Origin of the sequence: Paenibacillus swuensis (genome assembly GCF_001644605.1) — a bacterium.
Classification (GTDB): domain Bacteria; phylum Bacillota; class Bacilli; order Paenibacillales; family DY6; genus Paenibacillus_N; species Paenibacillus_N swuensis.
Genome location: NZ_CP011388.1, coordinates 1,631,579 through 1,657,713, shown reverse-complemented (window position 1 = coordinate 1,657,713; position 26,135 = coordinate 1,631,579). Strand labels below are relative to the sequence as shown.

The window sequence follows — 26,135 nt, the reverse complement described above, 5'->3', positions numbered from 1 at the left end:
CTAATTACTGTAATTAGCTAAATAAACCGTTATATGGATGGAGGTTTTACAGATGAAGGTTGGATTAAGCTCATACAGTGTGGTCAGGTTGTTGGAAGAAGGGACCCTATCAATACTCGACTTGCCGCAATGGATTAAGGAACACGGCGGAGAACACCTGGAATTGGCGCCCCTCGGTTACTCGCTCTTGGATGATCCGCAGCTTGCCGATCAACTGCGCATCCGCGCCGATGAAGCCGGAATCGAGCTTTCTAACTATTGTATTTCGGCCAACTTCGTACAATCGACTAGAGCGGCTTTTGAGGAAGAAGTTGAACGCGTAAAGAAGCATGTGGATCTTGCGGCTCGGCTGAGAATACCCTATGTACGGCATGATGTAACGGGATTCAGTAAGGAGCCGGGGGAAATTTCGATCGGTTATTTTGAACGTGTGCTGCCTGAGCTCGTGGAAGGAAGCAGATGCATTGCCGATTACGCGGCGACGTTCGGCATTACGACAAGTATTGAAAATCACGGATTCTGTGTGCAGGCGAGCGACAGGGTCCGGCGGGTGGTTGAAGAGGTGGATCGCGCGAATTTCAGAACCACGCTGGATGTAGGCAACTTCCTGTGCGTGGATGAGCAACCCTGGGTGGGCGTGATGAACAACATTTCTCTGGCTTCCGTGGTTCATTTCAAAGATTTCTATATCCGTCCTTATGACCAACCGCCCGGCGAGGGACCTTGGTTTCAAAGCACTCATGGAAATTACTTGCGGGGCGCTATACTGGGACAAGGGGATCTGAACATCCCCCGTCTCGTGAAAATTGTAAAAGACGCGGGCTATGACGGATACGTTACCGTGGAGTTTGAAGGAATTGAAGATTCTTTCACGGGTTCGCGTATCGGCATGGATAACTTAAAGAGAATGTGGAACGAAGCCTGAACAAGGTTTAGGCCGTTTCTTTCTCTCAATGATAAAATATTTCTCTGCTTATGGATTTAGCTTGGTGTGAGATAATGAAAATTTTGTCGATTTTCGTGTCATATTTTGTAACATTTTCATTGCCGAAAACCCTGTTTCTACCTTAATATAAATGTAAACAAATAGTGAATGCAAAAGGTGGAAATTACATGATGCGCAATCCGTCCCAATTTAAAGAAACTTCGCTTAAAGTTTTTGAGCCCTCTGTCCGACTGATGAACAAAATGCGTTACGCGCGCAAGTTTATCCTCATCTCTCTGGTATTCCTCATCCCGATCGCGTACATGTTATTCCTGTTCTCCACTGAAATCGGCAACACGCTTCAGTTCACCAAGAAGGAGAGGGAGGGACTACGCTACTCCACAGGTTTGCTGGAATTGCTGGCAGATCTTCGCACCCATCGCGAATTAACCGGTCCCGCGCTTGAAGGAGACGCTAAAGCAAGACAAGATATGCTGAAGGTGGAAGAATCCGTTTCCAAACGAATGAAGGATCAGGCCAAGTTGGACGAGCGTTACGGCGCTTCTTTCGGAACAACGGAGGCTTGGAAGAAAGTTCCCGTGGAATGGAATGTCGTTCTGCAGAATACCGGAAAAGTGAATGTGGATCAAGTGGCACTGCAGGAAATGGATACGCGTCATACAAGCTTATCCCAGAAATTATTGGCGCTGTTATCGATTGCTCAGAACGCTTCAGGATTAAATCGTGATCCGGATGCGGATTCTTTTTCATTAATGCAACTAACCATAGGTCAATTGCCGCCGTTTATGGAACATCTGGAGCAAGTAAAGATTCACGGTAAAGAAGCGGTGGCTGCAGGCGGCCAACTCAGTGTCAGAGACAGGACCGAGCTCATGCTGCTAAGGACCCAAATCGAAGACATGAATCATGAAATTCGATTGTACCTGCAACAGAGCTACGAGGCTAATCCGGAGCTGAATAAAGTCTTAAGCGCAAGCGGTCAAAAGTACATACAATCCATTAAAGTTTTCCTGGATACGTTGGATTTCAAAATCCTGGCCATGGGCGGCGTGAAAATCAGCCCCGAGCAATTCGAGGGCATTGCCGCTTCCGCGATTACCGCTTCTTCTGAATTATCCAATGCCAGCCTTACGGAGTTCGAGAAACTGTTGAATGATCGAAACGCCGGTCTTGTAATGAAGCGTAATGGTCTGATCGCTTCGGTTATTGTTATTTTACTGGTGGCGTTCTACCTGTTTACGGCATTCTACATCTCGGTTATGCGTGTGGTGCGGGCTCTCTCCGGTACCGCATCCGCGTTGGCGGTCGGCAATCTTCAGGTTCGGATGCCTGTTGTTACGAAGGATGAATTCGCCGATGTGAGCGAAGGCTTTAACCGGATGATCGACTCGTTCGGCGAGATGATCCGCATGAATAAAGATACGGCCGAGCATGTAGCCGCATCCTCCCAGCAGCTGACGGCTACCTGCCAGGCTGCCGCCGCGACAACAGAGCAGATTACCGGAGCGATCCGAGAGGCGGCGGCGGGAGCCCATGCCCAGATGGAAGCTTCGCGTGAAAATGCCATCGCCCTCTCCGAGATGGCAACAGGCATTCAGCGTATTGCTGAAACGTCTGCAACGGTGTCTGAAGCGGCGGCTGAGGGGTCGCAGGAAGCGCAGAAAGGCTATCATGCCGTGCAAAGTGCTGTGCAGCAAATGACCTCGATTCAGGATACTGTAGGTAAATCAGCGGAGCTCGTGTTGGATTTGGGTAAGAGATCCAAGGAAGTAAGTAAAATCGTTCATATCATTACCGATATCTCCAAGCAGACACAGCTTCTCGCGCTGAATGCTTCCATTGAGGCGGCGCGCGCGGGCGAACATGGCCGCGGGTTTGCCGTCGTAGCCGGCGAAGTAAGCAAACTGGCCGATCAATCCAAACGTTCCGCCAGTCAAATCCATGCGCTCATGGATCATATGGTGAAAGCTACAGACGAGGCGGTCGGTTCCATGCAGCTGGGCATGAAGGATGTGCGACGGGGGATGGATCTGATTACGGAAACGGGCGAGGTGTTCGACCGGATCCAAATCAAGGTCGACCATGTGGCGGATCAAATTACCGATGTTTCAGCCGCTACGGAAGAACTGTCTGCGGGAACTCAACAAGTGACGGCCACAATGGACGGGATCGTCGATATCTGCAGACAGACGGACCAGCAATTCCGCCAGGTTTCCGCGGGTGCGGAAGATCAAACCGCCTCCCTGGAGGAAATCGCCGCATCGGCTGAATCGCTCAGTGACTCGGCCGGTCAGATGCAGCAAGCGGTACAACAGTTTAAACTATAGTTCATTCCTAAGTATGTAATGAATACAGGATGTCCAAGCTTTCTATTATGAGGTGATGGATATGTTATGGATGAAGGCAGCTATTATTACAGGCGCATTCCTGGCACCCTTGGGGATGTTGTGGCTAAGCTTACGAAGCCGTATGTGGCGAACGGCGTTTCATGGTTTCGCGGCGGTATCCGCTTATGTCTTCGGCGTTCTTGCCGCACTAATGCTGCAAGAGGTCATTAGCAGTCATACCGTCTTTATGACAACGGTGCATGACATTCTGGATAACCCGCTATTCCTGAGCTCCGGCGCGTATCTCGGCGTTTACGCCATGCATTTGATGTTGCGCGCCGCCGTACAAAGCGCGCAAAAAACCTGATCTGACAACAGATCAGGTTTTTTCGGCATTCGTTTCCTTACTTGGAGATGACACCGCATAATGCGCGATCCCCGGAATTGCCTGCGGGATTCGTCACATAATCATCTTCGCCGGTATGAATGATGATCGAAGTTCCGCCTTCTTTAAGCAAGCTGTTGGGTTTGCCTTCCGCAAGCGTTACATAATCCACGAAGATTTCGGCTGTCGCTTGTCCTTTGGCATCTGCCACAAGATTCGGAAGATCCCCGCCGTGGAAGCCCTTCGGATTATTGAAGCCATGTTCTTTCTGCGTCGGGTTGAAATGTTCGCCCGCACTCTTAAAAGTAGGCGCTTCACATTTCCCCGCCTCGTGGAAGTGAAATCCATGCTTGCCTTTCGTTAGTCCCGTTGCCTGGATATGGACCAGGACGCCATTGGCCTGTTGCTTTAACATAGCTGTTCCTGCCGGTTTGCCCGTGGTATCGATCAGCTTGACTTCAACGGGGGAGGCCGCGGGAATTTCGGAACTGACGGAAGCTGATTTCAATCCGCAAGCGGATAACAAGATGATGCTTACGACGCATACGACTGATAATGCTGTTGCTTGTGTTCTGCTCATGGGTACAATCTCTCCATTCATGAAATTCATATTGGTTGACCTGTTTAGGTATACGCTATAAGTTATGTACATTCCCATGAGGTTCCAAACGTTGCGGTCCAAAAACACATAGAAAAACCGCCATCCCCATAAGGGATGACGGCTGCTTGAGTCCGCAATTAGTACAAGAACGTGCGGGAGATAATTACAAGCAGTATGAAAAGAACAAGGACTACGCCAGCAGAAGAGTAACCACCAACTCCAGTTCCACCCATGATCGCCTGCCTCCTTTCGTTGCAACTACACTATTCTATGTGAGGAGCAAAATAGTTGTCTGTGCTCTTGCCGGTGCCATTTAAAGATAGGCATCCACTATGCTTCATTTGGTTCAGCAAGAATCGCCCATACGCCATCGGATTGATATAAGTCCTCTTCCAGGTTTCCGTCATCCGGCCCTCGCCGAAGCTGTAACGCTGATCGCGGCCGTTGCATTCAATGAACATCGGAAATCCGTCCGCGGTTATACCGATATCCAAACCAATATCGGCCAGATGCGGGAGATGCGCGCTTAATTTCTCAGCAACACGCAGTCCGAGGGCGTGGACGGCCGCACTCACTTGCTCAGGACGCAGCATGGGATAGCCTGACAATAAGGTGTCCAACGTCTCCACACTTCCGCCCCGCGCCACATTCGTTACGAACCGGCGCTTTGCCGCCACTTTCCCGACGATCCCTGTGACCTGCCATATACCCGTGCCGTCTCGTTGAACCGAAACCCGGAGATCGAAGGGTCTTCCCTGATAGAGCGCCAACGGGATACATTGCTGTACCAGATAAGCTTCCTGCCGGATCCGGGTGCGCAATACTTGCGGGAGCGCGCGCCGGAAGCGGACGGTCCGGGTGCCGTTTCGCTGACGGATGGACGGATAAGTCAGCACCCAGTCTTTGGATGAACGCGCCAGCTTCATCACACCGCGGCCAACGCTGGCGCTGACGGGCTTTATGATGAGCGTATCATTAGCCGCCATCATGGTTCTCAGATGGGCCACGGTAGCCGTCATGCTAACCGGGAGATGGGGACGCAGCTGATCATCGGTCAGGAGCAGCTCGTGAATCACCATTTTGCCATAACGATTGCAAGCATTGTATACGGTTGTGCCCTGAGCAGCCAAAGCCGCCATACGTTGTTGATAGCCCCGCCGGAAATACATCGCGCGATTATGAATGACTTTCGGAAGAGGCACCCTGGTCTTCACATAACGATCCCCGCATCTTACATAGCCGTTCCAAACCCCGTCAGAACCGATACCCCGGTTATACTCCAAGCACAGAAATACCGGTGTCAAGCCGGCTTGCTTCCCCCCCTCTTCATAGAAGGAAAGAATTTCATGCCCGGTTCGGCCGCGGGGGATGCCCTTATACAAGGAAGCATTCACCAATATGCCGATCATCTCTTGTTCCAAAATGAAATTCCACCCCCAACGTTTCAGATTTGCTTTCTACGCTCTTGTTCACTGTATGAAAGCGGAATGGAAACGGAATGGACGAGAGTGGTATGTGTTCGTCTATTTTTCTCAACAACGGGAAGCAGTTCCATATGCTATTACTAAATAGCAACATTGACAGGAGGGCGTCTCATGGGGATCGCGGAAGGATGCATACCGAAGGTAGCCGTAGTGACGCCGGGAACGTTCCCGGTGCCTTCGCCCCGCAGCAGCTCCGTGGAACGTGTGGTGGAGAACGTGACTCACTACTTAACCGGTCAGGCGGCGCTCTGGATATTCGGTAAAGCGGAGCCAGGTTTGCCTGTGGCCGAAATGCGAGAGGGAATGATGTATTTTCGGTATCCCGGCGGGGATAAACACCGATACTTGCATCTGGTAAGCCGTAAAATTTCAGAATTGGCCCCCAACCTGATTCAAATTGAAAATCGACCGAGATCGGTTACTTTTTTTAAGAAGAGGCATCCTTCGATTCCGGTATGGTTATCTCTTCATTCTATTACTTACTTAACGAAACCGCATATTGGCGCATCCGAGCTCCGGAAGCATTTGATGAAAGCGGACCGGATTATCGTGAACAGTTATTTTTTGAGAAATTATGTCGTTCGGCGTTACCCGATTCTCAATTCCAAGGTGGAAGTGAACCATCTGGGAGTGGATGAGACTCAGTTTATATGCCGGTGGACACCCGAAGGAGAAGCATTGCGACAGCAGAGACTTGAGGAGTTGGGGTTAACCGGCAGGAAAATTATTTTGTACGCGGGACGTTTAATTCCGATTAAAGGTGTTCACCATCTGTTGCCTATTCTGTCAACTTTAAGAGGTAGAGAGCCCGATACACTGCTGATCATTGTAGGAAGCGCTTTTTACGGAAGTCATCGCACTACCGCCTACGTCAGAAAATTGTTTAAAGCGGCGGCCCGTCTCTCCCGTCACGTGAAATTTATTCCTTTTGTCCCCTATGATCAAATGCAGGCCTGGTTTCAAATCGCGGATGTCGTAGTCGTCCCTTCATCCAGGAATGAAGCATTCGGTTTGGTCAATGTTGAAGCCATGGCGGCGGGTGTACCGGTAGTGGCTACGCGATCCGGAGGCATGGGTGAGATTGTGGAGGAAGGCATGACCGGTTACTTGGTGCGACCGGACCGGATACAGGCGGATATGCTCGACCGGTTGTTGCGGCTGTTAGGGGATCCGGAGCTGCGCAGGCAGTTGGGTGAAGCCAGTAAGGTGCGTGCGGAAAGGCACTTTACGTGGAGAGGAACAGCGGAGAGGCTGCTTCGGATGTACAGAGCTTACTTATAAGTTGTGCTTGCGGAGAAATGAGTCGGCAGCCTATTTTTTGGGTGTATAACCTGTTTCTCGTGACTCTTGCCCGGATTCCTGCATATGTTGATACCAACAAGGAGTCTGGGAAGGAGTTTCAACATGAATAAAAAGCGTCCTAATAAATCGAAAAAGGTTAAACAGCCTTTTGTAGTAGATGAACTAAAAATGATTGATGAAGTCATGCAGAATAAAGCTAAAGTGAAGAAGATCGAGCGGTCACCCAAAAATGAAGTGGGCATCCGCTCTATTTCTGTTGCGGAGGGACCGAAGAATGAAGTTGCGCAGAGTCTGGACGAAATACGTCCCGACCTGCTGGCACAGCTGTTGCAGCAATCCATGTTGCATGGGGATCTAAGGGAACGGCTGCAGTTGGGAGTGGAGACCATCCTCGCCTACGAGCCTACCACCGACGATGCCGAAACAGCGGCTTCCGGTGCCGTCAGGCAATGGATAGAAAATTTGGAGGCCGGTATGGAAACGGTGTGGGATGCACACGGTCCATCTTCATCGGACACCTTTGAGGAACTGTTTAGGGATTCGGATCAAGTTACGGATGTGGAAGCCTACGTCATGGAGGAAGCTGGAGAGTTCACAGATGAAAGGGAATCGGATGAGGCAGCAGCGGTCTCCGAAGGGACGGTATTGCTCCAGCGGAAAGATGAGCGCAATGTCCCGTTTATTTACGGTGATGATGTCGCGGATGGAACGATCACGGGCAGCAAATTAGCGGAGCACACCATCAGCGGCGATAAGCTTCGTTCGGACAGTGTGGGTACCGGCGCTCTGATTGATTACGCCGTTACGGGCGGGAAATTGGCGGACGGTTCGGTGACAGGACAGAAGCTGGCTTCATCCTCTGTGGATGAACACCATCTGGCCATGGGTTCAATTTCCGGGAATAAGCTTAAGGATCGTTCCATCTCCGGCGACAAGTTGCAGGAAAACTCCATAACCTCCGAGAAGTTGGCGGACCGGACAATCGACGCGATGAAAATTGCGGAGGGTTCCATTGAAGCCAAGCATTTATCCGATTTAATCATTACTTCCGAGTTAATCCAAAATGGCGCGGTAACCGCGGAGAAGCTTGTCGCGGGAACGATTCAAGCGGTCCATCTTGTGAATGAAGCGGTGGAAGCCGCTAAAATCGCGGACGGAGCCATCCTTACAGATAAATTGCGCGACAGTGCGGTGACCGCGGATAAGCTGGCACCCGGCAGCATTCGCCCCCATCATCTCATCGGCGGGCTGATTGAAAGTGAACATGTGGCGGAGGGCACCGTTCAGGACCGGCACATCGGAACGGAGCAAGTGGGAGCTCGCCACCTGACCCGTGGTGCTGTTGAAACTGCGCATATCGCAGCTTATGCCGTTACCGCGGAGCAATTAGCCGATGGAGCGGTTACGTCATTGAAGCTTGCGGACGAAGTGATCGGTACTTCTCAGCTTGCGGACGGCGCGGTGACAGGACAGAAGCTGGCAACGGGTTCCGTACTTGGCGAGCATCTCGTAGCTGGTTCTCTTGCAGGCCCGCATCTTGCGGACAGTACGGTGGAATCGCGGCACTTGGGTGAACATATCGTAGCTACGCCGCATATCCGGCCGGAGTCGATCACGAACGCCTTGCTAAAAGAATCAAGCGTAACTTCCGATAAAATTGCGCCTGCGGCCATTGAAGGAATTCATTTAAACGCTTCATCCATATTGACGCATCATGTCTCGGATCATAGCATTACAACTTCCAAATTAGCTCAGGAATGCGTATCCACCGACAAGCTTACAGAACGGTCCGTAACGGCAGCTAAGCTGGCGGACGGCTCAGTGACGACGGAGAAGCTGACCAAGGGGTTAATTCAGTCCGAACATCTGGGGACCGGAGCGGTTACCGCGGAATCGATCGCCTTAGGTGCGGTAGGTTCACTTCATCTTACGGAAGGAGCCGTAGCTTCCACCAATCTGCAGCTTGGCGCAGTCGGTGAGGCGCAGCTCTCGGACGGAGCCGTGAAAGCATCAAAGCTGGCGAACGGGGCGGTAACAGCGGAAGCGCTGGCGAACAGTTCGGTTACCGGAGAGAAGATCGGACATTCCGCCATCACCGGCGGCCATGTACAGGCGGGCGCGATTACATCGGCTCACCTGTCCGCAGGCGCGATTACGACAGAAACGCTGGCAAACGGAGCGATTAACGGGGAGAAAATCGCCGCTTCCGCCGTTCAAAGCGCGCATGTGCAGCCCGGCGCCATCGGTTCGGTGCAATTGGCCGGAGGCAGTGTGACCAATTGGGTAATAGCGGACGGGGCGGTGGGCACTTCAAAGATTGCCCAGGATGCGGTTCTAGGGAAACATATTCAGCCCGGAACCATCACTTCGGGACATCTGATCGAAGACAGCGTGTTACCGAGTCATTTGGCCGAAGGGGCGGTCACGGAGCGCGCGGTTGCGGGCGGATCCATCTATGCTAAACACATGGCTGAGGGCACAGTGGGAGAGAAGCAACTGGCGAATGCGGCCGTCACGTCGGATAAATTGGCCCCTCGAGCCGTAGGCAGCAATCAGATTGTTGATTACGCGGTGGACACCCGCCATCTCAACAATGAAGCTGTGACATCCGCCAAAATCGCGAATTATGCCATAACGGAGCAGCAGCTGGCCAGTGACGCGGTAAATTCGCGCATCATCGCTCAAGGGAGCATAGAACACCGCCATATTGCCCTGGCAGCCGTAGGTTCAGAGCAATTGCAGGCAGAGGCTGTCACGGAGCAAACTTTGGCCGGAGGCGCTGTGACAGGGGATAAGATCGCAAAAGAAACGCTGGAAAGCCGTCACTTGAAGCCGGAGGCCGTCAAAGGGTTCCATATCCAACAGGGAACGATTAAATCGTTCCATATCGAAACCGGAGCCGTCAGATCGCAGCACTTGGCGGAAGGAAGCATTACCGGCGCTTTGTTGCAGGATACCGTCATTCAAGGCCGTCATCTTACCGACGGTGTGGTGACCGCTCGATATTTGGCTGAGGAAGCGATTGGCAGCGCGGCCTTGCAAGCGGGATCCGTGAGCGCCGTCAAGATAGCGCCGAATGCCGTGCAGTCCGCGCACATCGCCGACGAAGCGGTGTCCGCGCGGCACGTGTCGGCGGACGCGGTGAGCGAGGCGGCGCTGCAAGCGGGCGCGGTCAGCGGCGCGAAGCTGGCGGACGGAGCCGTGACGGCGGCGCACCTCGCGGACGGCGCGGTGAAGGCGCGGCACGTGGCGGCGGACGCGGTGAGCGAGGCGGCGCTGCAAACGGGCGCGGTCAGCGGCGCGAAGCTGGCGGACGGAGCCGTGACGGCGGCGCACCTCGCGGACGGCGCGGTGGAGGCGCGGCACGTGGCGGCGGACGCGGTGAGCGAGGCGGCGCTGCAAGCGGGCGCGGTCAGCGGCGCGAAGCTGGCGGACGGAGCCGTGTCGGCGGCGCACCTCGCGGACGGCGCGGTGGAGGCGCGGCACGTGGCGGCGGACGCGGTGAGCGAGGCGGCGCTGCAAGCGGGTTCGGTCAGCGGCGCGAAGCTGGCGGGCGGAGCCGTAGCGGCGGCGCACCTCGCGGACGGCGCGGTGGAGGCGCGGCACGTGGCGGCGGACGCGGTGAGCGAGGCGGCGCTGCAGGCGGGCGCGGTCAGCGGCGCGAAGCTGGCGGACGGAGCCGTGACGGCGGCGCACCTCGCGGACGGCGCGGTGAAGGCGCGGCACGTGGCGGCGGACGCGGTGAGCGAAGCGGCGCTGCAAGCGGGCGCGGTCAGCGGCGCGAAGCTGGCGGACGGAGCCGTAGCGGCGGCGCACCTCGCGGACGGCGCGGTGAAGGCGCGGCACGTGGCGGCGGACGCGGTGAGCGAGGCGGCGCTGCAAGCGGGCGCGGTCAGCGGCGCGAAGCTGGCGGACGGAGCCGTAGCGGCGGCGCACCTCGCGGACGGCGCGGTGGAGGCGCGGCACGTGGCGGCGGACGCGGTGAGCGAAGCGGCGCTGCAAGCGGGCGCGGTCAGCGGCGCGAAGCTGGCTGGCAGAGCCGTAGCGGCGGCGCACCTCGCGGACGGCGCGGTGGAGGCGCGGCACGTGGCGTCGGACGCGGTGAGCGAAGCGGCGCTGCAAGCGGGCGCGGTCAGCGGTGAGAAGCTGGCGGACGGAGCCGTGACCGGTGATAAGATCGCTCTGGAGGCGCTGGGCTCAAAGCATCTTCAAGCAGAGCTGATTCAGGGGTTTCACTTGCGCAAAGGAGCGGTCTTCGCTTATCACTTGACTCCGGAGGCGGTTCAAACCGAGCATATTGGGGAAGCTGCGATCAGCGGATCCAAACTGCAGACTGGAACGATTGAAGCAGGTCATTTGACCCGTGAAAGTATTCAAAGTGATCATATTGCGAGCGGAAGCATCGAAGCAAGACACTTTGCGGAAGGCGCCATCGAGTTTCCCGAGCTTGGAGCGAATTCGGTTGGTTCGGTTCAAATACAATCGGAATCTGTACAGAGCGGGCACCTTGGATCCGGGTGTGTGACTAACGATAAAATCGCGGCGGGCAGTGTTCAATTCGGGCATATTGCCAATAAAGCGGTGGGTACGTTGCAACTGCAGGAACGGGCCGTTCATGTTCAACACTTATCCGCTGGCTCGGTGACGGCTGAGAAACTTGCCTTTGGCAGTGTGCATGCGGGACATCTCGCGCAAGAAATCATCGGAAACACGCACTTGCAAGAAGGAGCCGTGGAGGGACAGCACTTGGCTTTCGGAGCTGTTACGGCTGAGAAAATCGCTTTTGAAAGTATCCAGAGCAGCCATATTGCGGAAGAAGCCGTTGGTTCCGCACAGATTACAGAGGCGGCTGTCGGTTCCGAGCACTTGCAAAACGAATGCATCGAGGAATCCCATCTGGCGGACCAGGCTGTAACGGAAGGTAAGCTGGCTAACCGGGCGGTGACCGCTGATAAGCTGTCGTTCTCGACAGTACGCTTACCAGTTAACAAGCGCTCCTCATTGCAGCAATACGGTTTGGCCAGTTTCCTGTTTGCCGGCCATGAGGAAAGTGTGGACATTATGGTGACCTTCGATGAAGCTTATACAAATAACAGCTATGTGCTCGTTGCTAACAGCAATGCGGCGGCTTATCAGGTTTGCGTCATAAACAAAACGTCCACAACCGCTACATTACAAGTCGTTCGCACCAAGTTCACACCGGAAACTTCAGGGGTGCTAAACTGGATCGCGATGGGCGACGGACTATAAGACCATTATGAATGAAGGGCACTGCCAGCCATGGCGGTGCCCTTATTCATGATCGTTATTCCCAAACTGTACCATAGCCGTTTCGGTCCCTGACGGGTGTACATACAATGGGGGGATAAGCGGCTTGCCAAAATCCGGCCGCGGGCATGCGCATCATCATTATATGACACGGGAGGAATCGGAATTGAAGGGAATTATACTGGCGGGCGGTACCGGGACACGGCTTCGTCCATTGACGAATATGATCAACAAACACCTGCTACCCGTAGGCCGATATCCGATGATATATTACGCCGTCGACAAATTGAAAGAAGCGGGTATCACCGAAATTATGTTGATTACAGGGAAGTTCAGCGCCGGACTTTATGTGGACTTTCTGGGTTCAGGCGAAGCGTACGGAGTCAATCTGACTTATCGGATTCAGGAGAAAGCAGGCGGCATCGCCGAAGCTTTATCACTGGCTCAGGGATTCATTGACGAACACGAGAAGTTCGTTGTTATTCTGGGCGATAACCTGTTTGAAGACTCCCTTGGATCCTATGTAGAGCAGTTTAAGGCTCAGGAAAGCGGCGCCATGGTGTTGTTAAAGAAAGTACATGATCCTAAGCGATATGGTGTGCCTGTCTTTAATGCCGAGGGCCATATTACAGCTATTGAGGAAAAGCCTTCCGAGCCCAAGTCAGATTATTCCGTGACGGGCATCTATATGTACGACAGCCGAGTTTTTGCCATCATCGGAGATATTGAACCTTCGGCTCGCGGGGAATTGGAGATTACGGATGTAAACAATGTGTATACCCGTGAGGGCAAACTTGCGTGGAATATTCTGCAAGGTTGGTGGACTGATGCCGGCACGTTTGAATCCTTGGATGAGGCCGCCAAGCTTATTCGCGCAGAACAGGAGAAATAAATAACGTCACGTGACTGCGATTGAACTGCCGAGGAGGTTAGAAATAGTCATGACGAAAACCATCCATGCCGCTGCGGGCACCAAAACAACACGCAAGCGTGGCTTGTCTCGGGTCACGGGAGGAGGGTTGGCGAGGGCATACGCGTCTAAGGGGAATAAGAGCAAACAACGTACATTCCTCTATCGCAGCGCAAAAAATAATCGAAAACCGTTACGTCGTAAAGGGTCAGGCCGACGGCAGCGCAAAGTCTTGACTCCGGCTGTGACATTGCCTTCCGTTCAAGAACGAACAACGGAGAAGGCCTATGCGCAGGGGCTGTATGACGGGGGTGACCGGATTGCGGAACAACATTTGCCGCCGTTTCATATTTTGGGGGACATCAGTATCGAACAGATTGTTACGGCAGGAGTGCAAACTTTCTATCCCCATATGCATAAAGTTGCCGAACCGGCTCAGATTGCCGAGGAGCTTCGGGCGGCAATGGATGAACACAGACCTTACGCCATCGTAAGGTTGGGAGACGGAGAATTATTGACGATGGCGCAGGATGTACTCATGCCGGCTCATGATGTGCTAAAAGCAGGTCCGTTTCTCGCCTACGCCGGTGTTGCCATTCCCGATTCATCTGCTCGTGAGCTGTTGGTTCAAGCGGTGTCTCAGGCCGACAGAGTCGGTATTCCGCAATCCAGACACCCGCATTTTCAAAAGCTGATGTTCCCCGTATTCCGTGCCCATCACCTGGATTTTCGGTCTATGCCCCTGACGCTGTCGACGATAAATTATCAACTGTACGAAATGGGGCTGCTTCTTCCCTTACTGACGGGTCGCCGGGTGTTATTGGTGGGTGATGCCGCGCCTGATCTTGCGGTTAAGCTCGTTGAACACCATGGAATCGCTGTTACCGGGACCGTCTCTCCGGTAAATGGAATGAGAGATATGGACCGGGTCATGGGAGAAATCGCAGGATTCCAATATGACATCGCTTTGGTATCCGCAGGCGTGCCCGCGGTAGTTATTGTCAGCAGAATTGCCCGTGAACTGGGTAAAGTAGCGCTGGATTTCGGACATATGGCGGATTACATCGCCTATGGGAAGCAACCGGATCGCGGGGAGGGTACCCTGTGAAAACAAGAGTATCAGGCGCGGTGAAGATTCGGGCAACCGCTCGGCGTCCTGCTTCAGGAAGCGGCACTGGTAAACGTCGCAGAAGCAGAAATAAGAACAAGCGTTCTTCCGGAACAAGGGACCAACGGGGTTCTCTCCTGTATCAGAACGGCTATGAAGCGGGCTTCAGCACCGGCGCCGCAGAAGGGACCGCGGCCGGTCAGGCGGGCTACGAAACTGCATGGGAAGGAACAAGCATTATCATTCCTACCTATAACAAGTATGGATATCTGAAAGAATGTGTAAACAGTATTCGCGAATATACCCCCCTGCCCTATGAGATTATTGTAGTGGATAACGGTTCAACGGACGGAACAGAAGCTTTTCTTCGGTCCGTAGCAGAAACAGGCCGCGTCCGTTATAAACGATTGGGGTATAACGCGGGTTTTGCCGGTGCGGTGAATCAAGGGTTGATGATGGCCAGGGGGAGCACGGTTCTCCTGTTAAATAATGATACCGTCGTAACACGCAACTGGCTGGGCAATATGCTCCAATGTCTGCACAGCGATCCGCGTATCGGGATCGTCGGTCCGGTCACCAATTTCATCAGCGGAGATCAGTTGGTGGAGAAGAAGTATCGTAACCTTAATGAAATGCAGAGGTATGCTGCACAGAACAATCAGTCGGATTCATCGCGATGGGAAACGGCCGAAAGGGTGACGGGCTTCTGCATGCTGTTTCGCCGGGATTTATTGGACCGGGTCGGGTACTTAGATGAAGGATATCAATTTGGGAACTATGAGGATGATGACTACTGTCTCAGGGTAGGCATGTCGGGAATGCGGCTTGTCATTGCTAGAGATACGTTCATACATCATTACGGTAACCGGAGCATACGGGATTTCGGACCTGCTTATCAGGAAGTAAACGAGCGGAATGCGGACTTTTTCAGTGAAAAATGGCCCTCCCGGGACGCCCTGTTGACCTTTGCCCGCGGGAACCCCGAACTTCATGCCAAAGCTGCCGATTTCTATCCTTCACATCATATGGTTCATGGGTGGAACGGACAACAGTATTGGTTGCAGAGCGGTTTGAAGCACCCGCTTATTGTCCAGGCAGGTGAACGATGGGCTGGGCCCTCCACACTATTGTCCTTGCGGGATTTAAGGAGTTGTGTTACCGGTAATCCCATGACTTTGAATGAGGTGGAAACCGCCTATGCGGCTGTATGTGGTCAGCAAGGGGAAGTGGCGGAGGGGCAGTTACTGCGGGATGCGGAGGGCGTATGTTACCAGATTATCCTAGGCGCAAGACGTCGATGGACAAGTGACTACACGTTACGATTCTGGAACTTTGTTCATCGTCCTGTTCGCGAGTGGGGGACATGGCCTGAAGCCGCGCGACACGCCGCTGAAGGATTGCCGCTGATTGCGGCGCCGGTGTTAAAAGCGCCGAATTTATAGCGGGATGGGCGAATGTACCGCTCATCCCTGTTCTTTGCGGCATATGGTATGGATAAACGGGATATTTGGGAGGTCATAAGTCGTGCAACAACAAGTGACGGAAATTATAGCGCATCTGGCCAAATCCCATAATGAGATGGCAAGGATTATAGAGGCTAAGCGGATGGTAGCCGTGCGAATGGCACAAATCGTAGATACGCTGCCGAATTCATATCCGAACGTGGAAGGCATAGATGAGCTTATTGAACACTCGGGTACCATTACTAAAAGTGTCGTGTCTTACCTGAATTCCTTGGCGGACTTTCAAGAGTCGCTCGCGGAAACAATGGGTGTGGTCATGAAGGAAGTCAAGGAGAAGGAAGAAGAATAATCGTTATCAACGGATATAGGTTGAATGAATTCAGGTGATCAGGGAGAAGGTGTTCGTCATGAATCGGGAGGAATCGTTTCGTCAGATGTTAGCGGCGGCCGCCAAATTTCAATGGAATATTGCGCTCATTCTGGAAGCGAAAGCATTAGAGGCGGAGAAATCGCGGAACTGGATTGTCAATCATCTGTCAGGCGAGGTCTTTGCGGATCATAGTGATCAATTAAAGCAAAGCATGAACATTCATGAACAGATGATTGAAGTCATTGAAGGGTTGACCAAGCTTGAAAACGGGCTGACCAAAAATCTTAAAGTTGTGCTGGATCAAGACGGTGATTCGGAAGGCGGCGGCGGTTCCGGCTTCCCGGAAGGGTTGTTTGATCTGGAGGACAGTGACTGATGGAAACGGAGAACGCAATCAAGCTGGACATCCTCCGATCCTTGGCCAGAAGCCAAAAAGCGCTTGCCCGTATGATCGAGCAAGTAGCCGATGTCACAGAACGGTCGCATAAGACAGCAGGTCATCTCTGCGACAATATCCAATCGATCAGCCATTATCAGCGCTCCATCATGTTGAAGATGATCGGCATACGTATAAAGCGCCGCCGCCGCGGTCTTCCAGGGGCGGTGTGGTTGCGGGCTGATGTGAGAGGAAGCTTCCCTGAGGACGGTTCGGAAAACGAGGGTAAGCAAGGGGATCGGCGGAATGTGAGAATTAAAGCGGGAGAACGCCGTCCTGTGAGTGTTTCAAAGAATAAGCGGAATCCAGCGCTACAGCGGGATTTAAAAATGAAATTGGAGGGAGACGTTCCAACCACCACCATGAGTGAGGGGCAACATCCGCGCAGGAAAATTCGTGGCGTTGTTGTGGGGAAGGAGCTTGAAGATGAGTAAATTAGGTAAGAAGTCAGCAATACGTGCTAAGGTAAACACGGGCGCAGGAACAGCAACTCCGAAGGTCAGGAGCAGGAAGAAACCCGGGAAGAGCACGAGGAAGAGCTCGGGGAAAAATGCTGGAAAGAGCTTAAGGAAGAAATCAGGGAAGAGAATGCGTAAGCAAGACGTCTATGCGTCCGGATATCGCCGAGGGTATGCGGAAGGCCATGCCGTTGCTTATGAGCGAAGTTATGAGGAAGCCTATTTAAATCAATCGTTGTAATCCCCCTTGCTCAGTTTGAGGGGGATTATTTTACAAGGAATACGTTTAATGGGCAACCGGGGCAACGCATTGCGCCGAGGAAATACATATATCCATATATCGTTACGTCTGTCCCGCATCGATCCGAACACGCGGTGTGTTGCGAAGGTTATGTTTGTGCTTCAACGGGCAAGGTAACTATTTACACTCTTAAGCAGCAGAATTTCTCTATATTTAGTGCATTTAAGTAATCATAGGTAAACGAAGAAACGAAGTTCCTTCATGTGCAGTTTTGACGACACACGAAGGAAGTTCGTTTATCTATTTGTTGGGGTCGTGTTTAAAGATCCGGAAATAGCGTAAACGGGCAACTTCTCAAAATAAATCGTTACCTTTATACACACTTCGTGGCTGGATGCGATTATTTTGCCCAAAAAACGGGATGTTTTCCCCTTCCCTAATGCTTATCCGCACTTGTACCGCGGGCATTCGCACCAATATAAACGTGGATGTGCTAAAGCCGTTACACAAATACCCTATACACATACACTGTGGGTGAAAAAGCTTTAAGGAGGCTGAAAAGAGATGCATCATCGCCATAAAGCCGTCCGCAAATCCAACAGGCAACGCCGTTCCTTTACGTTCGTCAACTCTCTTTCTCCTAAAGTATCCGTAATCATTCCGGTTATGAACGAGATCAAGACGATCAGCCGCATCATTACCCAAGCCGCCAGAGTCCACCCGGAAACGGAGATTATAGTCGTCGCCAACGGTTCTAAAGACGGTACTCGAGAACTCGCCGTCCGTATGGGGGCGAAGGTTATCAGCTTTGACGAGCCGCTGGGGCATGATGTGGGACGCGGGGTGGGAGCTCAAGCCGCCAGAGGCGATATCCTCTTGTTCATCGACGGAGACATTGTTATACCGGCGAAGGATCTTATTCCTCTGGTGCGAGCCGTTGAACAGGGTGTGGACGTCGCGTTAAATCAGTATTTGGGCTATACCAAACGGAAGATCGTACATCCGGTCGTGCTGGCGAAGCATGCGATGTCTGCAGCGTTGAACCGGCCGGATCTCAAGGGCGCTTCCCTGACTACCATTCCGCATGCGTTAAGCCGCCGCGCCTTGGAGTCGATCGGCTGCGAGAACCTCGCGGTTCCCCCGCTTGCTCTGTCCATGGCCATCCATAACGGATTATACGTCAGCGCGGTACACCGTATTGATGTGGGACGGAAAAATCCGCGAAGGCGCAAGGCTTTTGCGGTGGATCCGTTGCAGCATTTGATCATGGGGGATCACCTGGAAGCGATCCATTGGTACATTCGCATGACGGACCCGCGCGGCAACCGGCCAGACCTGAATCGGCAACGCACCGTCGGGAGGTGACCGCCTCATGAAGCCGCGCAAGCCCGCTTCCCGCGCCGCCGGCCGCAAGCCCGCCGGCAGAGCCTCACGCCCGCTGAAGCGCAGCGGGCGCTCCCCCGGCCGCGGCCGCTCGCGGGGCCGCGGACCGGGTGCCGCCGACCGCGCAACCTCCGGCGGCACCCGGCTCAGCGCGGCGCTGCTCGCAGCCGCGCACCGGGCGGGCCGCAGCCACCGCGCGTTGCTGGCTGCGGCCCCCGCGGACACCCATAAACGGAGCCTTGCCCGTTTATGGGTGTCCTGGTACGGCGCGGCGGGGCGTCGCCAAGCTCCGCCCGCCCGCTACGCGCAGCTGGTGGGCGCTTACCTGCGCGGGGTGTTCGGCCCTGCGGATCCGCCGCCGTGGCTCTTGCTGCCCACCGGGCAAACCGTGTCCGCCGTCGTAACGGTAAGCGGCGGACAGGGAGCGCACCCGCAGCTGCTTCGGGAGCTGCGGCGGATGTCCCTGCACGAGATCATCATCGTGCAGGACGGGACGCCGAATCCCGGGACTGAGGCAGCCTCAGAACCGGATGGCATCCTCACCCTGTATTATCCGGATGCTCTGGGCCAGGATGTAGGACGTACCCTGGGCGCGCTGAAAGCGACTGGAGACATTCTGCTGTTCACGGACGGGAGCGTTCCCGCTCAAGCCGACTTTTTCATTCCTCTCCTTGCCGCAGCGGGAAAAGGCGTGGATATCGCGCTTGCGGATATGACACCGCTGCTTCCCTTCTTTCATCTGAGGGACCGGGTCAGTGTTCTGCAAGAATTTATGAATCATGCGATGGGGCGAGAAGACCTCGCAGCGAATTCGATGGCGACTCTGCCTCACGCGCTTTCGCGAAAGGCGCTGGAGGTCATAGGAGCCGAGCTGCTGATGATACCTCCCAAAGCTCAACTTACAGCTCTTCGCGCCAACTTAATAGTAAGCGCGTGTCGCATGATTCATTTATCGCAATCGAAATGGGCCTTGCGTTCCAGAGGCACGGAAGAAATGGAACTGCGTATCGGCGATCACTTGGAAGCGATGGAAGCCTACTTGGCGATGACGGACGGACGTTTCCACTATCAGGACCGGATGCGCAAGCGCAAATGGAAAGGCAGCTCATGAAAGAGGAGGTGATGAAATGGCAGCTCACAGGAAAGCCCGCAGAATCCAGACGTCCAGCCGTGACAGCGGGTTTCAGCTAGGTTGGTCGCATGGGTATATGCACGGCGCGGGTCAAGCCATACTTCACAGTTTGCCGCCCGAAGCGTATCCTCTTCGAAATCTGCGGGTGCTGCTCATCCCCCAAGGCTTTGAAGGGATTGATAACGGGGTAATTACGGCATTGCGTACGCTGGTAACCGAAACGATTGTGGGAAATCAACAAGATATTCAAGGGCTTGCGGCGATGCACCGTCCCGATCTGGTACTGGTCATCAACGGTTTGCACACGTTTCCTCCCGATCACCCGATGCAAATCCAGGCCGTTCGCGCCATGGGCATTAAAACCGCGGTGTGGTTTGCGGATGATCCCTACTTTACGGATTTCTCCGGAGCGATTGCTGTCCAGTATGATGTCGTATTTACACACGAACTTAGTTGCATACCGTATTATACCTCGCTGGGCTGCGCTCAGGTTCACTATCTGCCTTTAGGAGTAAACCCGGCCGTTTACAGACCGCAGCATGTAGGGGCTGAATACCGCTCAGATGTATGTTTCATCGGAAACGGATTTACAAACCGAACAGCGCTTTTTGATCAGATGGCACCGTATCTGTCCCGGATTCATACGGTTATCGCCGGTTCCCAATGGGAAAAGATGCGTAATTATAAATTGCTGCAGAAACGAATTCGGCTGGAATGGATCCCTACGGAAGAATCCGTGAAATATTACAGCGGTGCCAAAATCGTCATCAATCTGCATCGTGCGGCGGATGATGAAATTTATAACCGAAACCGGTTAAAAATACCCGCCCACTCGATTAACCCCCGAACCTATGAGATTTCGGCCTGCGGCACGCTGCAATTAACGGATATCAGGCAGGATTTAAGCCAATTTTATACACCGGGGCATGATATTGTGACATTTAGTAACGCGGCTGAGCTTACGGACAAAATCCAGTATTATCTTAATCATGAAGATGAACGAAGGACCATTGCGCTGCGGGGACTTAAACGGACCTATGCGGAACACACCTTTCACAAGCGTCTGAATCAGATGCTGCAAATGATGTACAGTTCATGATGATAAGGCAGGTGAGATTATGCGTAAGAAGAGCGCCGGTATGCGTAAACCTTCGGAACATCGCAAGAGCCGCTGGCATTCCGGATACAAATTTGGTCTGAATGACGGCTATTACATGGGTCAATGCGAATCCATCATACGGGAAACCGCGCCTTTGAATATACCCATACGGGAGATGAGCGTCCTCTATGTATCCTCCGGAAAGGGCTTTCCCTATAACCCTATTGATGATGCGATCATAGAAGCGTTGCGCGGGCTTGTCCGGGAACTGCATTTGGGTGATCCGACACAGGATATCGCGGCTTTGTCCCAACAATTGCGGCCGAATCTGGTGTTCGTATTGGACGGTATGACCTTGCAGGTAGCCCAGATTGACCGCATTCGGGAATTAGGCATATTAACCGCACTATGGCTCGCCGATGACCCGTACTATACAGACGTTACGATCTGGATCGCCAGGCATTATGATCATGTATTTACCCTCGAGCTCAGCTGTGTGGAGTTCTATCAACAGAATGGCTGCGCGCAGGTTCATTATTTGCCCTTCGGCGCGCAATCCTCCGTTTATCGGCCCAGGCAGGTCGGGCGTCATGCCCGCAGAGATATCGCCTTTATAGGTAGCGGATATTGGAATCGTATCGCTTTCTTCGACCAGATTGCGGGCCCGCTGGCGTCCAAAGATATTCGCTTTACCGGAATTTGGTGGGATCGATTGCAGAACTATAAACGCCTCGCTTCCAAAATAGATCTGGGAAAATGGCTGGGCCCCGCAGAAACAGCGGAGCATTACAGCGGCACCAAAATTGTGATCAACCTTCACAGAGATCCCGATGATGAAACGTACAACCACAATACACGAAAGATCGGTGCGCTTTCGCCGAATCCGCGAACGTTTGAAATATCGGCAACCGGAACGCTGCAATTAACGGATGCCAGAGCCGATTTGGAGAGGTTCTATGTACCGGGACATGAAATCGCAACTTATTCTTCACCTGAGGAAATGCTGCACAAGCTTGAGCATTATCTCATCCATGAGAATGAGCGGCGCGCGATCGCTTTGAGGGGATTGCGCAGAACCATGAGTGAACATACTTACGCGCACAGACTTCATCAAGCGTTAACTTTAATATTTGGAGCGTTATAGATGCTTAAGACGCAGGAGTTCGGAGGTGATTATCATTCGCAAAATGAAGAAACGGGTTCAAATAGGCCGTAAATCGGCAAGGAAAAGTCGTGCCGTTGTCACCAGAAAACGAGTCCTGAAACGGCAATTGACAGGACGAAGATTAGCTCGGAAGCAGGGTCGCAAACGTAAGGTGATCACGGCCAAACGGGTTCCCAAGCGAGCCGTTGTAAACCACAGAGCGTTTAACGAGGGATATAATCAAGGATTTCATACCGGATTCGCGCAAGGTTTAGCCGAAGGGGCTCATCATATATAACCCCAGTGTCTGGTTCATTTTCTCAAGGGAAAAGAGGCATGCATATGAAAATCTTGTTTACCTATTTCGTACCCAGCGGCGGGATGGAAACCTTGAACCGGTTAAGGTGCGAAGCGCTCCAGGAGCGCGGTGTAGTCTGCCAAATTCTATATACAATGAGCGGTGCGGGAACGCAGAACAACCGAGGCACACCGATTCATGTAACTAACCAGGATGCGGCCATTCACGCACTGATCATGACCGAAGGATACGATGCCGTCTTCGTGGGCTCCGATTTCGAAATGCTGGCAAGACTCCGCCGGCTCGGGTATCGCGGACCATTGGTATATGAAGCGCAGGGCTTGGGCTCAATGGAACAAGCGGAGCTTTCATTACATCAAGGGGCAGAGTACATTCGATCTTGTTGTGACGCGGTTCTGTACCCGACAACGCCGCATTTGATTCATTTGTTCCAATCGATGTTTCCGACCGTAAAGCATTTCTGTTTCACCAACTTGCTGGACACCTCAAGGTTTACGTATCGACCTCAAGTGCCCGCGGCATATCCGATTATCGGATGGGTGGGAAGGATTGAAGCCAACAAGAATTGGTCCGACTTTCTGGAGATCGGTTACTGGCTGCTAAAGGAATTTCCCGTGTTAAAGCTATGGATGTTTGAGGATGCCAATCTTTATGATCCCGCAGAACTGCACAAATACAACCTAATGGTTGACGCCTTACATTTGTTGCCGCATATCGTGCGAAGGTCCAATGTGCCTCACGATGAGATGGCCGACTACTTATCCATGATCGGGGACTCTGGCGGTCTTGTCATTTCCACCTCTAAGGTAGAGGGATTCGGCTATGCCGTAGCGGAAGCGATGAGTTGCCGATGCCCGGTGTTGTCCACTGATTCAGACGGTGTAAAAATCTTTATTATTCCGGAAGTAACAGGTCAGTTTTATCCGCTGGGCAACATTCCTCAGGCGGTGCACGAAGCGCGTACCATGATGAGCAGTCCCAATTATCGCGCCAGTCTTCGCGATCACGCGCAAACTCATATCGCAACTACATTCGCGCCTTCGCTGTACACAGACAGGTTTATTGCCATGTTAAATACGTTGGGGGTTTATTAGCCCAGCATGACAAAGTCATCTTCCGTATATCTCAAAATCTCGTTATGGTACACATCCAGTATATTCAGCCGGATATGAAGCGGGTGTGAACCTGTAACGGAAGTGTAAATGATGAACGAAATGTCGTCGTAAAGCAGGGGAATGCCATAAAGAACCACGCTGGATTTAGCGGAATGTACGGATTCCAGTTCATGCAGATACTGTCCCCGCACCGTGGTGCCGGTAAGCACCCGGATTAATACATTAAAGGTGAGGTTTCCGGGATTCATCAAATGAAGGTTGGCCTCCGTGATATAATATCCCCCGTCAACGGGAGGATTGGTGATTTGTTTCAAGATCCTTGTAGCCATATACTTTACCTCCTGTTATGAACAGATATGACAGCATATGCTTCAATGATTGAAAGGCGATAGGGACGGGTTGTCTATTTTTGTTAAGCCGCAGGGAAATCAACCATACGGAAACGGCCAACAGGAATATAGTATTAGTAGACTAAATCTCTTGAGGAAGGTGCATCCGGTGAAAATACTGCTGGCCACCTATTGGGAGCTTCCCCATCTCGGGGGAGTCTGGCCGTTAATGTCCCAACTGAAAGAAAGTCTGGAAAGCCGCGGTCACGAAGTGGATATTATGGGGAACTCCAATGATTACTTTCATATCATCAATAAAAATGAGCGTCTTCATAAAGAAACTTTGATGCCGTTAATCCTATCCAAATTATCCCGAAGTTGTCTCGCTTTGAGCCCTTGGATCATGCAGACGGAGGCAGACCGCTATTGTATGGAGCTCTCGGCCGCTTATTTCGGTATCGCGAACTATGATTTAATCCATACGCATGATGCCATTTCTTCCCGTGCCCTGTCCAGGGTCAAGGCGTCTCATACGCCTCTTGTGGCCAGCCTTCATGGTTCATTGCCGAACGAAATTCGATTGCTGCCGAAAACGAATGGGTTAACCCCTGTCCAGAAGGAGCAGCTTGTGGATTTCTACCAGACATTAGAGCTTGAAGGCGTACAATCCTCAACCGTTACAATTGCTTCCTCCCAGTGGATGAAGAATATATTAACTTCTCAGGGGGTAACTCCGGAACAGATTACCGTGTTCCCCTATGGTTTGGATGTAAATCATTTTTCCAAGCGAATGCGGGAGAAGTCCGACATTGTGAAGCCTAAAGGCAAAAAAGTCATTATGTATACAGGACGACTTGTTCATCTGAAGGGCATTCAATATTTGCTGGTAGCACTGTCCAAGCTTCACAAAGCCAGAAGTGATTGGGAATGCTGGATTGTGGGCGAAGGTGAGATGGGCAACAATCTCATAAGTTTTTCAATGGAACTGGGATTGTCAGAATACGTAAAGTTCCTGGGCAGCCGGAACGATATCCCTGCTCTGATGGGAATGTGCGATATATATGTACAACCTAGTTTACAGGATAATCAACCCTATTCCGTCATAGAAGCTCAAGTGGCCGGGAAACCTGTGGTAACGACTTATGCCGGAGGACTGCCGGAAATGGTGCAGCATGGCGTCACGGGACTTATTTCTCCGCATTCCGAAGCCGAATTATTATATCAACATCTTCACTTGCTATTGGCTAATGACGGTTTCCGCAAGGATCTGGGTCGTAATGCGGCGGAATGGGGCAGAACATATTGGTTGCTGGAGCGTAACTTTGAGAATACGTTAGACGTATACTCGCAAGCTTTGGCCAAGAGGGGGTAACGAACTATCATGGAAGAGGTAAAAGTACCTTCTGTGCTGTACGATTCATTATTCACGATCTATGTCTCCGAACCGGAATTGGAAGTAGACTCTGTGGTCTGGAACCGGATTATGACCGGATTGCCGTCGGGCTATACGATGCCGGATTTCGCCATCATCGAAGCATTTATGAAATACATGTAAGAAGGAGGGAGGTTCATGAGCGCGGATTTCACGGAAGGCGAGCGATTGTATGCCGCTACGTTCGAGGAGGCTCTGCGAATCAGTAAAGATCACGCCGAACGATATCGCTTCGCCACACGATTTATCGGTCCTTCTGGAGGCGTTCTGGATGCCGCGTGCGGTTCCGGATACGGATCTTATTATATGGGTGTTCATACGCAAGCGGAATTTATCGCTTCGGTCGACCGGTCGGAAGATGCATTGAATTGGGCGAGACAACACTTTGCCAAAGAACATATTTATTACATTCAGGCCGACTTTGCCGGAGAGTTCGAGTCAATCGTCGGGATTCACCGATACCAGACCATCACTTGCTTCGAGACCGTGGAACATATAGAGGACGACGTCGCTTTCGTCCGCATCCTGTCGCGGTTACTGCGTCCCAGCGGGAAGCTTCTCATATCCGCGCCTAATGAGGACGTGGTGCCCCATCAGAATAATCCTTGGTATCCCGGCGGCGTAAATCCTTACCATTATCGTCACTACCGCCCGGCGGAGTTGGAACGGTTGGTTATGCGGAGTGGACTGCGAGTGCTGGAACATTACACACAATTGCCGGAAGGAACGGTAATCAAGGGAAGCGGAGGTCCCATTATTCTGTTGGTCTGTGAGAAATAAATTGTACGTTCCATTGTGGATGAAATAACCTCTTCGGGTTTCGATGAGGTTTTTTTGTCGATGATTTAGTGCATTACAGCCGCAAGATTATGAGATATACTGG

The 26,135-nt window shown here is 52.6% G+C and carries 25 protein-coding genes; 21 read left to right on the top strand and 4 right to left on the bottom strand.

Annotated elements, in window-relative coordinates; translation table 11 throughout:
- Positions 1–52: 52 nt before the first annotated feature.
- From SY83_RS07225 to SY83_RS07215, 3 genes are all read left to right on the top strand, one after another.
- A complete protein-coding gene (locus SY83_RS07225) occupies positions 53–925 on the top strand; it encodes a sugar phosphate isomerase/epimerase family protein (RefSeq protein ID WP_068605547.1) in 873 nt (290 codons plus the stop codon).
- A gap of 188 nt (positions 926–1,113) precedes the next feature.
- The gene (locus tag SY83_RS07220; protein WP_068605545.1) at positions 1,114–3,273 is read left to right on the top strand and encodes a methyl-accepting chemotaxis protein; all 2,160 of its coding nucleotides are present in this window, start codon (positions 1,114–1,116) and stop codon (positions 3,271–3,273) included.
- A 61-nt stretch (positions 3,274–3,334) separates the two neighbouring features.
- Positions 3,335–3,640, top strand: coding sequence for a hypothetical protein (locus tag SY83_RS07215; RefSeq protein ID WP_082882378.1), 306 nt, complete (start codon positions 3,335–3,337; stop codon positions 3,638–3,640).
- A gap of 37 nt (positions 3,641–3,677) precedes the next feature.
- On the opposite strand, the gene SY83_RS07210 is transcribed toward SY83_RS07215, so the two are convergent.
- The 3 genes from SY83_RS07210 to SY83_RS07205 all read right to left on the bottom strand — a co-directional run bounded on the left by SY83_RS07210 (position 3,678) and on the right by SY83_RS07205 (position 5,680).
- Positions 3,678–4,238, bottom strand: coding sequence for a superoxide dismutase family protein (locus SY83_RS07210; RefSeq protein WP_068605543.1), 561 nt, complete (start codon positions 4,236–4,238; stop codon positions 3,678–3,680).
- A 158-nt stretch (positions 4,239–4,396) separates the two neighbouring features.
- Positions 4,397–4,492 carry a sporulation protein YjcZ gene (locus tag SY83_RS23485; protein WP_082882377.1) on the bottom strand — a complete coding sequence of 32 codons (96 nt, stop codon included), beginning with the start codon at positions 4,490–4,492 and terminating at the stop codon, positions 4,397–4,399.
- A gap of 30 nt (positions 4,493–4,522) precedes the next feature.
- Positions 4,523–5,680, bottom strand: coding sequence for a YheC/YheD family endospore coat-associated protein (locus SY83_RS07205; RefSeq protein ID WP_068605541.1), 1,158 nt, complete (start codon positions 5,678–5,680; stop codon positions 4,523–4,525).
- 174 nt (positions 5,681–5,854) lie between these two features.
- Here SY83_RS07205 and SY83_RS07200 point away from each other — a divergent pair, with 174 nt between their 5' ends.
- The 15 genes from SY83_RS07200 to SY83_RS07130 all read left to right on the top strand — a co-directional run bounded on the left by SY83_RS07200 (position 5,855) and on the right by SY83_RS07130 (position 23,470).
- Positions 5,855–7,024, top strand: coding sequence for a glycosyltransferase family 4 protein (locus tag SY83_RS07200; RefSeq protein ID WP_068605539.1), 1,170 nt, complete (start codon positions 5,855–5,857; stop codon positions 7,022–7,024).
- Positions 7,025–7,147: 123 nt separating this feature from the next.
- Complete coding sequence (locus SY83_RS07195) at positions 7,148–12,295, top strand: WIAG-tail domain (protein ID WP_068605537.1); 5,148 nt, start codon at positions 7,148–7,150, stop codon at positions 12,293–12,295.
- 184 nt (positions 12,296–12,479) lie between these two features.
- Positions 12,480–13,205 carry a sugar phosphate nucleotidyltransferase gene (locus SY83_RS07190; protein ID WP_068610973.1) on the top strand — a complete coding sequence of 242 codons (726 nt, stop codon included), beginning with the start codon at positions 12,480–12,482 and terminating at the stop codon, positions 13,203–13,205.
- A gap of 49 nt (positions 13,206–13,254) precedes the next feature.
- A complete protein-coding gene (locus tag SY83_RS07185; RefSeq protein WP_231891392.1) occupies positions 13,255–14,331 on the top strand; it encodes a GT-D fold domain-containing protein in 1,077 nt (358 codons plus the stop codon).
- Entirely contained in the window at positions 14,328–15,773 is a 1,446-nt protein-coding gene (locus tag SY83_RS07180; RefSeq protein WP_082882376.1) for a glycosyltransferase family 2 protein, read from the top strand. The genes SY83_RS07185 and SY83_RS07180 overlap by 4 nt, the downstream gene beginning before the upstream one ends.
- An 82-nt stretch (positions 15,774–15,855) precedes the next feature.
- On the top strand, positions 15,856–16,143 hold the full coding sequence (locus SY83_RS07175; protein ID WP_068605535.1) for a nucleoside-diphosphate sugar epimerase: 288 nt from the start codon (positions 15,856–15,858) through the stop codon (positions 16,141–16,143).
- Between the two features lie 58 nt (positions 16,144–16,201).
- Entirely contained in the window at positions 16,202–16,540 is a 339-nt protein-coding gene (locus SY83_RS07170) for an alpha-helical endospore appendage domain-containing protein (RefSeq protein WP_068605534.1), read from the top strand.
- Positions 16,540–17,034, top strand: a complete 495-nt coding sequence (locus SY83_RS23270) for a hypothetical protein (RefSeq protein ID WP_068605532.1) — start codon at positions 16,540–16,542, stop codon at positions 17,032–17,034. Before SY83_RS07170 ends, SY83_RS23270 begins: the two co-directional genes overlap by 1 nt.
- Positions 17,027–17,299 (top strand): hypothetical protein, encoded by a 273-nt coding sequence (locus SY83_RS07160; RefSeq protein WP_068605529.1) that lies wholly within the window; start codon positions 17,027–17,029, stop codon positions 17,297–17,299. The genes SY83_RS23270 and SY83_RS07160 overlap by 8 nt, the downstream gene beginning before the upstream one ends.
- A gap of 564 nt (positions 17,300–17,863) precedes the next feature.
- Positions 17,864–18,664 (top strand): glycosyltransferase family 2 protein, encoded by an 801-nt coding sequence (locus SY83_RS07155; protein ID WP_068605527.1) that lies wholly within the window; start codon positions 17,864–17,866, stop codon positions 18,662–18,664.
- Between the two features lie 7 nt (positions 18,665–18,671).
- Positions 18,672–19,793, top strand: coding sequence for a glycosyltransferase family A protein (locus SY83_RS07150; RefSeq protein WP_068605525.1), 1,122 nt, complete (start codon positions 18,672–18,674; stop codon positions 19,791–19,793).
- A 16-nt stretch (positions 19,794–19,809) separates the two neighbouring features.
- On the top strand, positions 19,810–20,913 hold the full coding sequence (locus SY83_RS07145) for a CgeB family protein (protein WP_068605523.1): 1,104 nt from the start codon (positions 19,810–19,812) through the stop codon (positions 20,911–20,913).
- Between the two features lie 19 nt (positions 20,914–20,932).
- Positions 20,933–22,057 carry a CgeB family protein gene (locus SY83_RS07140; RefSeq protein WP_068605522.1) on the top strand — a complete coding sequence of 375 codons (1,125 nt, stop codon included), beginning with the start codon at positions 20,933–20,935 and terminating at the stop codon, positions 22,055–22,057.
- Between the two features lie 25 nt (positions 22,058–22,082).
- Positions 22,083–22,355, top strand: coding sequence for a hypothetical protein (locus tag SY83_RS07135; protein WP_068605519.1), 273 nt, complete (start codon positions 22,083–22,085; stop codon positions 22,353–22,355).
- A gap of 44 nt (positions 22,356–22,399) precedes the next feature.
- Positions 22,400–23,470 carry a glycosyltransferase family 4 protein gene (locus tag SY83_RS07130; protein WP_082882375.1) on the top strand — a complete coding sequence of 357 codons (1,071 nt, stop codon included), beginning with the start codon at positions 22,400–22,402 and terminating at the stop codon, positions 23,468–23,470.
- Here the strand turns inward: SY83_RS07130 and SY83_RS07125 are convergent.
- Positions 23,467–23,820, bottom strand: coding sequence for a hypothetical protein (locus SY83_RS07125; RefSeq protein ID WP_068605515.1), 354 nt, complete (start codon positions 23,818–23,820; stop codon positions 23,467–23,469). The genes SY83_RS07130 and SY83_RS07125 overlap by 4 nt on opposite strands.
- Before the next feature lie 160 nt (positions 23,821–23,980).
- On the opposite strand from SY83_RS07125, the gene SY83_RS07120 reads away from it, so the two are divergent.
- From SY83_RS07120 to SY83_RS07115, 3 genes are read left to right on the top strand one after another with little or no spacing between them, the layout of a single operon-like run.
- Positions 23,981–25,192: a glycosyltransferase family 4 protein gene (locus tag SY83_RS07120; RefSeq protein ID WP_231891436.1), complete on the top strand. Its 1,212-nt coding sequence runs from the start codon at positions 23,981–23,983 to the stop codon at positions 25,190–25,192.
- 9 nt (positions 25,193–25,201) lie between these two features.
- On the top strand, positions 25,202–25,375 hold the full coding sequence (locus SY83_RS23265) for a hypothetical protein (RefSeq protein ID WP_197479988.1): 174 nt from the start codon (positions 25,202–25,204) through the stop codon (positions 25,373–25,375).
- A 15-nt stretch (positions 25,376–25,390) separates the two neighbouring features.
- Positions 25,391–26,032 (top strand): class I SAM-dependent methyltransferase, encoded by a 642-nt coding sequence (locus SY83_RS07115; protein WP_068605511.1) that lies wholly within the window; start codon positions 25,391–25,393, stop codon positions 26,030–26,032.
- The last annotated feature ends 103 nt before the right edge of the window (positions 26,033–26,135 follow it).

Coding starts and splice junctions, on each gene's coding strand:
- SY83_RS07170 (WP_068605534.1), top strand. CDS start 16,202: ATGAATCGGGAGGAATCGTTTCGTCAGATGTTAGCGGCGGCCGCCAAA.
- SY83_RS07145 (WP_068605523.1), top strand. CDS start 19,810: ATGGCAGCTCACAGGAAAGCCCGCAGAATCCAGACGTCCAGCCGTGAC.
- SY83_RS07150 (WP_068605525.1), top strand. CDS start 18,672: ATGAAGCCGCGCAAGCCCGCTTCCCGCGCCGCCGGCCGCAAGCCCGCC.
- SY83_RS07125 (WP_068605515.1), bottom strand. CDS start 23,820: ATGGCTACAAGGATCTTGAAACAAATCACCAATCCTCCCGTTGACGGG.
- SY83_RS07225 (WP_068605547.1), top strand. CDS start 53: ATGAAGGTTGGATTAAGCTCATACAGTGTGGTCAGGTTGTTGGAAGAA.
- SY83_RS07155 (WP_068605527.1), top strand. CDS start 17,864: ATGCATCATCGCCATAAAGCCGTCCGCAAATCCAACAGGCAACGCCGT.
- SY83_RS07140 (WP_068605522.1), top strand. CDS start 20,933: ATGCGTAAGAAGAGCGCCGGTATGCGTAAACCTTCGGAACATCGCAAG.
- SY83_RS07195 (WP_068605537.1), top strand. CDS start 7,148: ATGAATAAAAAGCGTCCTAATAAATCGAAAAAGGTTAAACAGCCTTTT.
- SY83_RS23265 (WP_197479988.1), top strand. CDS start 25,202: ATGGAAGAGGTAAAAGTACCTTCTGTGCTGTACGATTCATTATTCACG.
- SY83_RS23270 (WP_068605532.1), top strand. CDS start 16,540: ATGGAAACGGAGAACGCAATCAAGCTGGACATCCTCCGATCCTTGGCC.
- SY83_RS07115 (WP_068605511.1), top strand. CDS start 25,391: ATGAGCGCGGATTTCACGGAAGGCGAGCGATTGTATGCCGCTACGTTC.
- SY83_RS07130 (WP_082882375.1), top strand. CDS start 22,400: ATGAAAATCTTGTTTACCTATTTCGTACCCAGCGGCGGGATGGAAACC.
- SY83_RS07210 (WP_068605543.1), bottom strand. CDS start 4,238: ATGAGCAGAACACAAGCAACAGCATTATCAGTCGTATGCGTCGTAAGC.
- SY83_RS07200 (WP_068605539.1), top strand. CDS start 5,855: ATGGGGATCGCGGAAGGATGCATACCGAAGGTAGCCGTAGTGACGCCG.
- SY83_RS07185 (WP_231891392.1), top strand. CDS start 13,255: ATGACGAAAACCATCCATGCCGCTGCGGGCACCAAAACAACACGCAAG.
- SY83_RS07215 (WP_082882378.1), top strand. CDS start 3,335: ATGTTATGGATGAAGGCAGCTATTATTACAGGCGCATTCCTGGCACCC.
- SY83_RS07160 (WP_068605529.1), top strand. CDS start 17,027: ATGAGTAAATTAGGTAAGAAGTCAGCAATACGTGCTAAGGTAAACACG.
- SY83_RS07220 (WP_068605545.1), top strand. CDS start 1,114: ATGATGCGCAATCCGTCCCAATTTAAAGAAACTTCGCTTAAAGTTTTT.
- SY83_RS23485 (WP_082882377.1), bottom strand. CDS start 4,492: ATGGGTGGAACTGGAGTTGGTGGTTACTCTTCTGCTGGCGTAGTCCTT.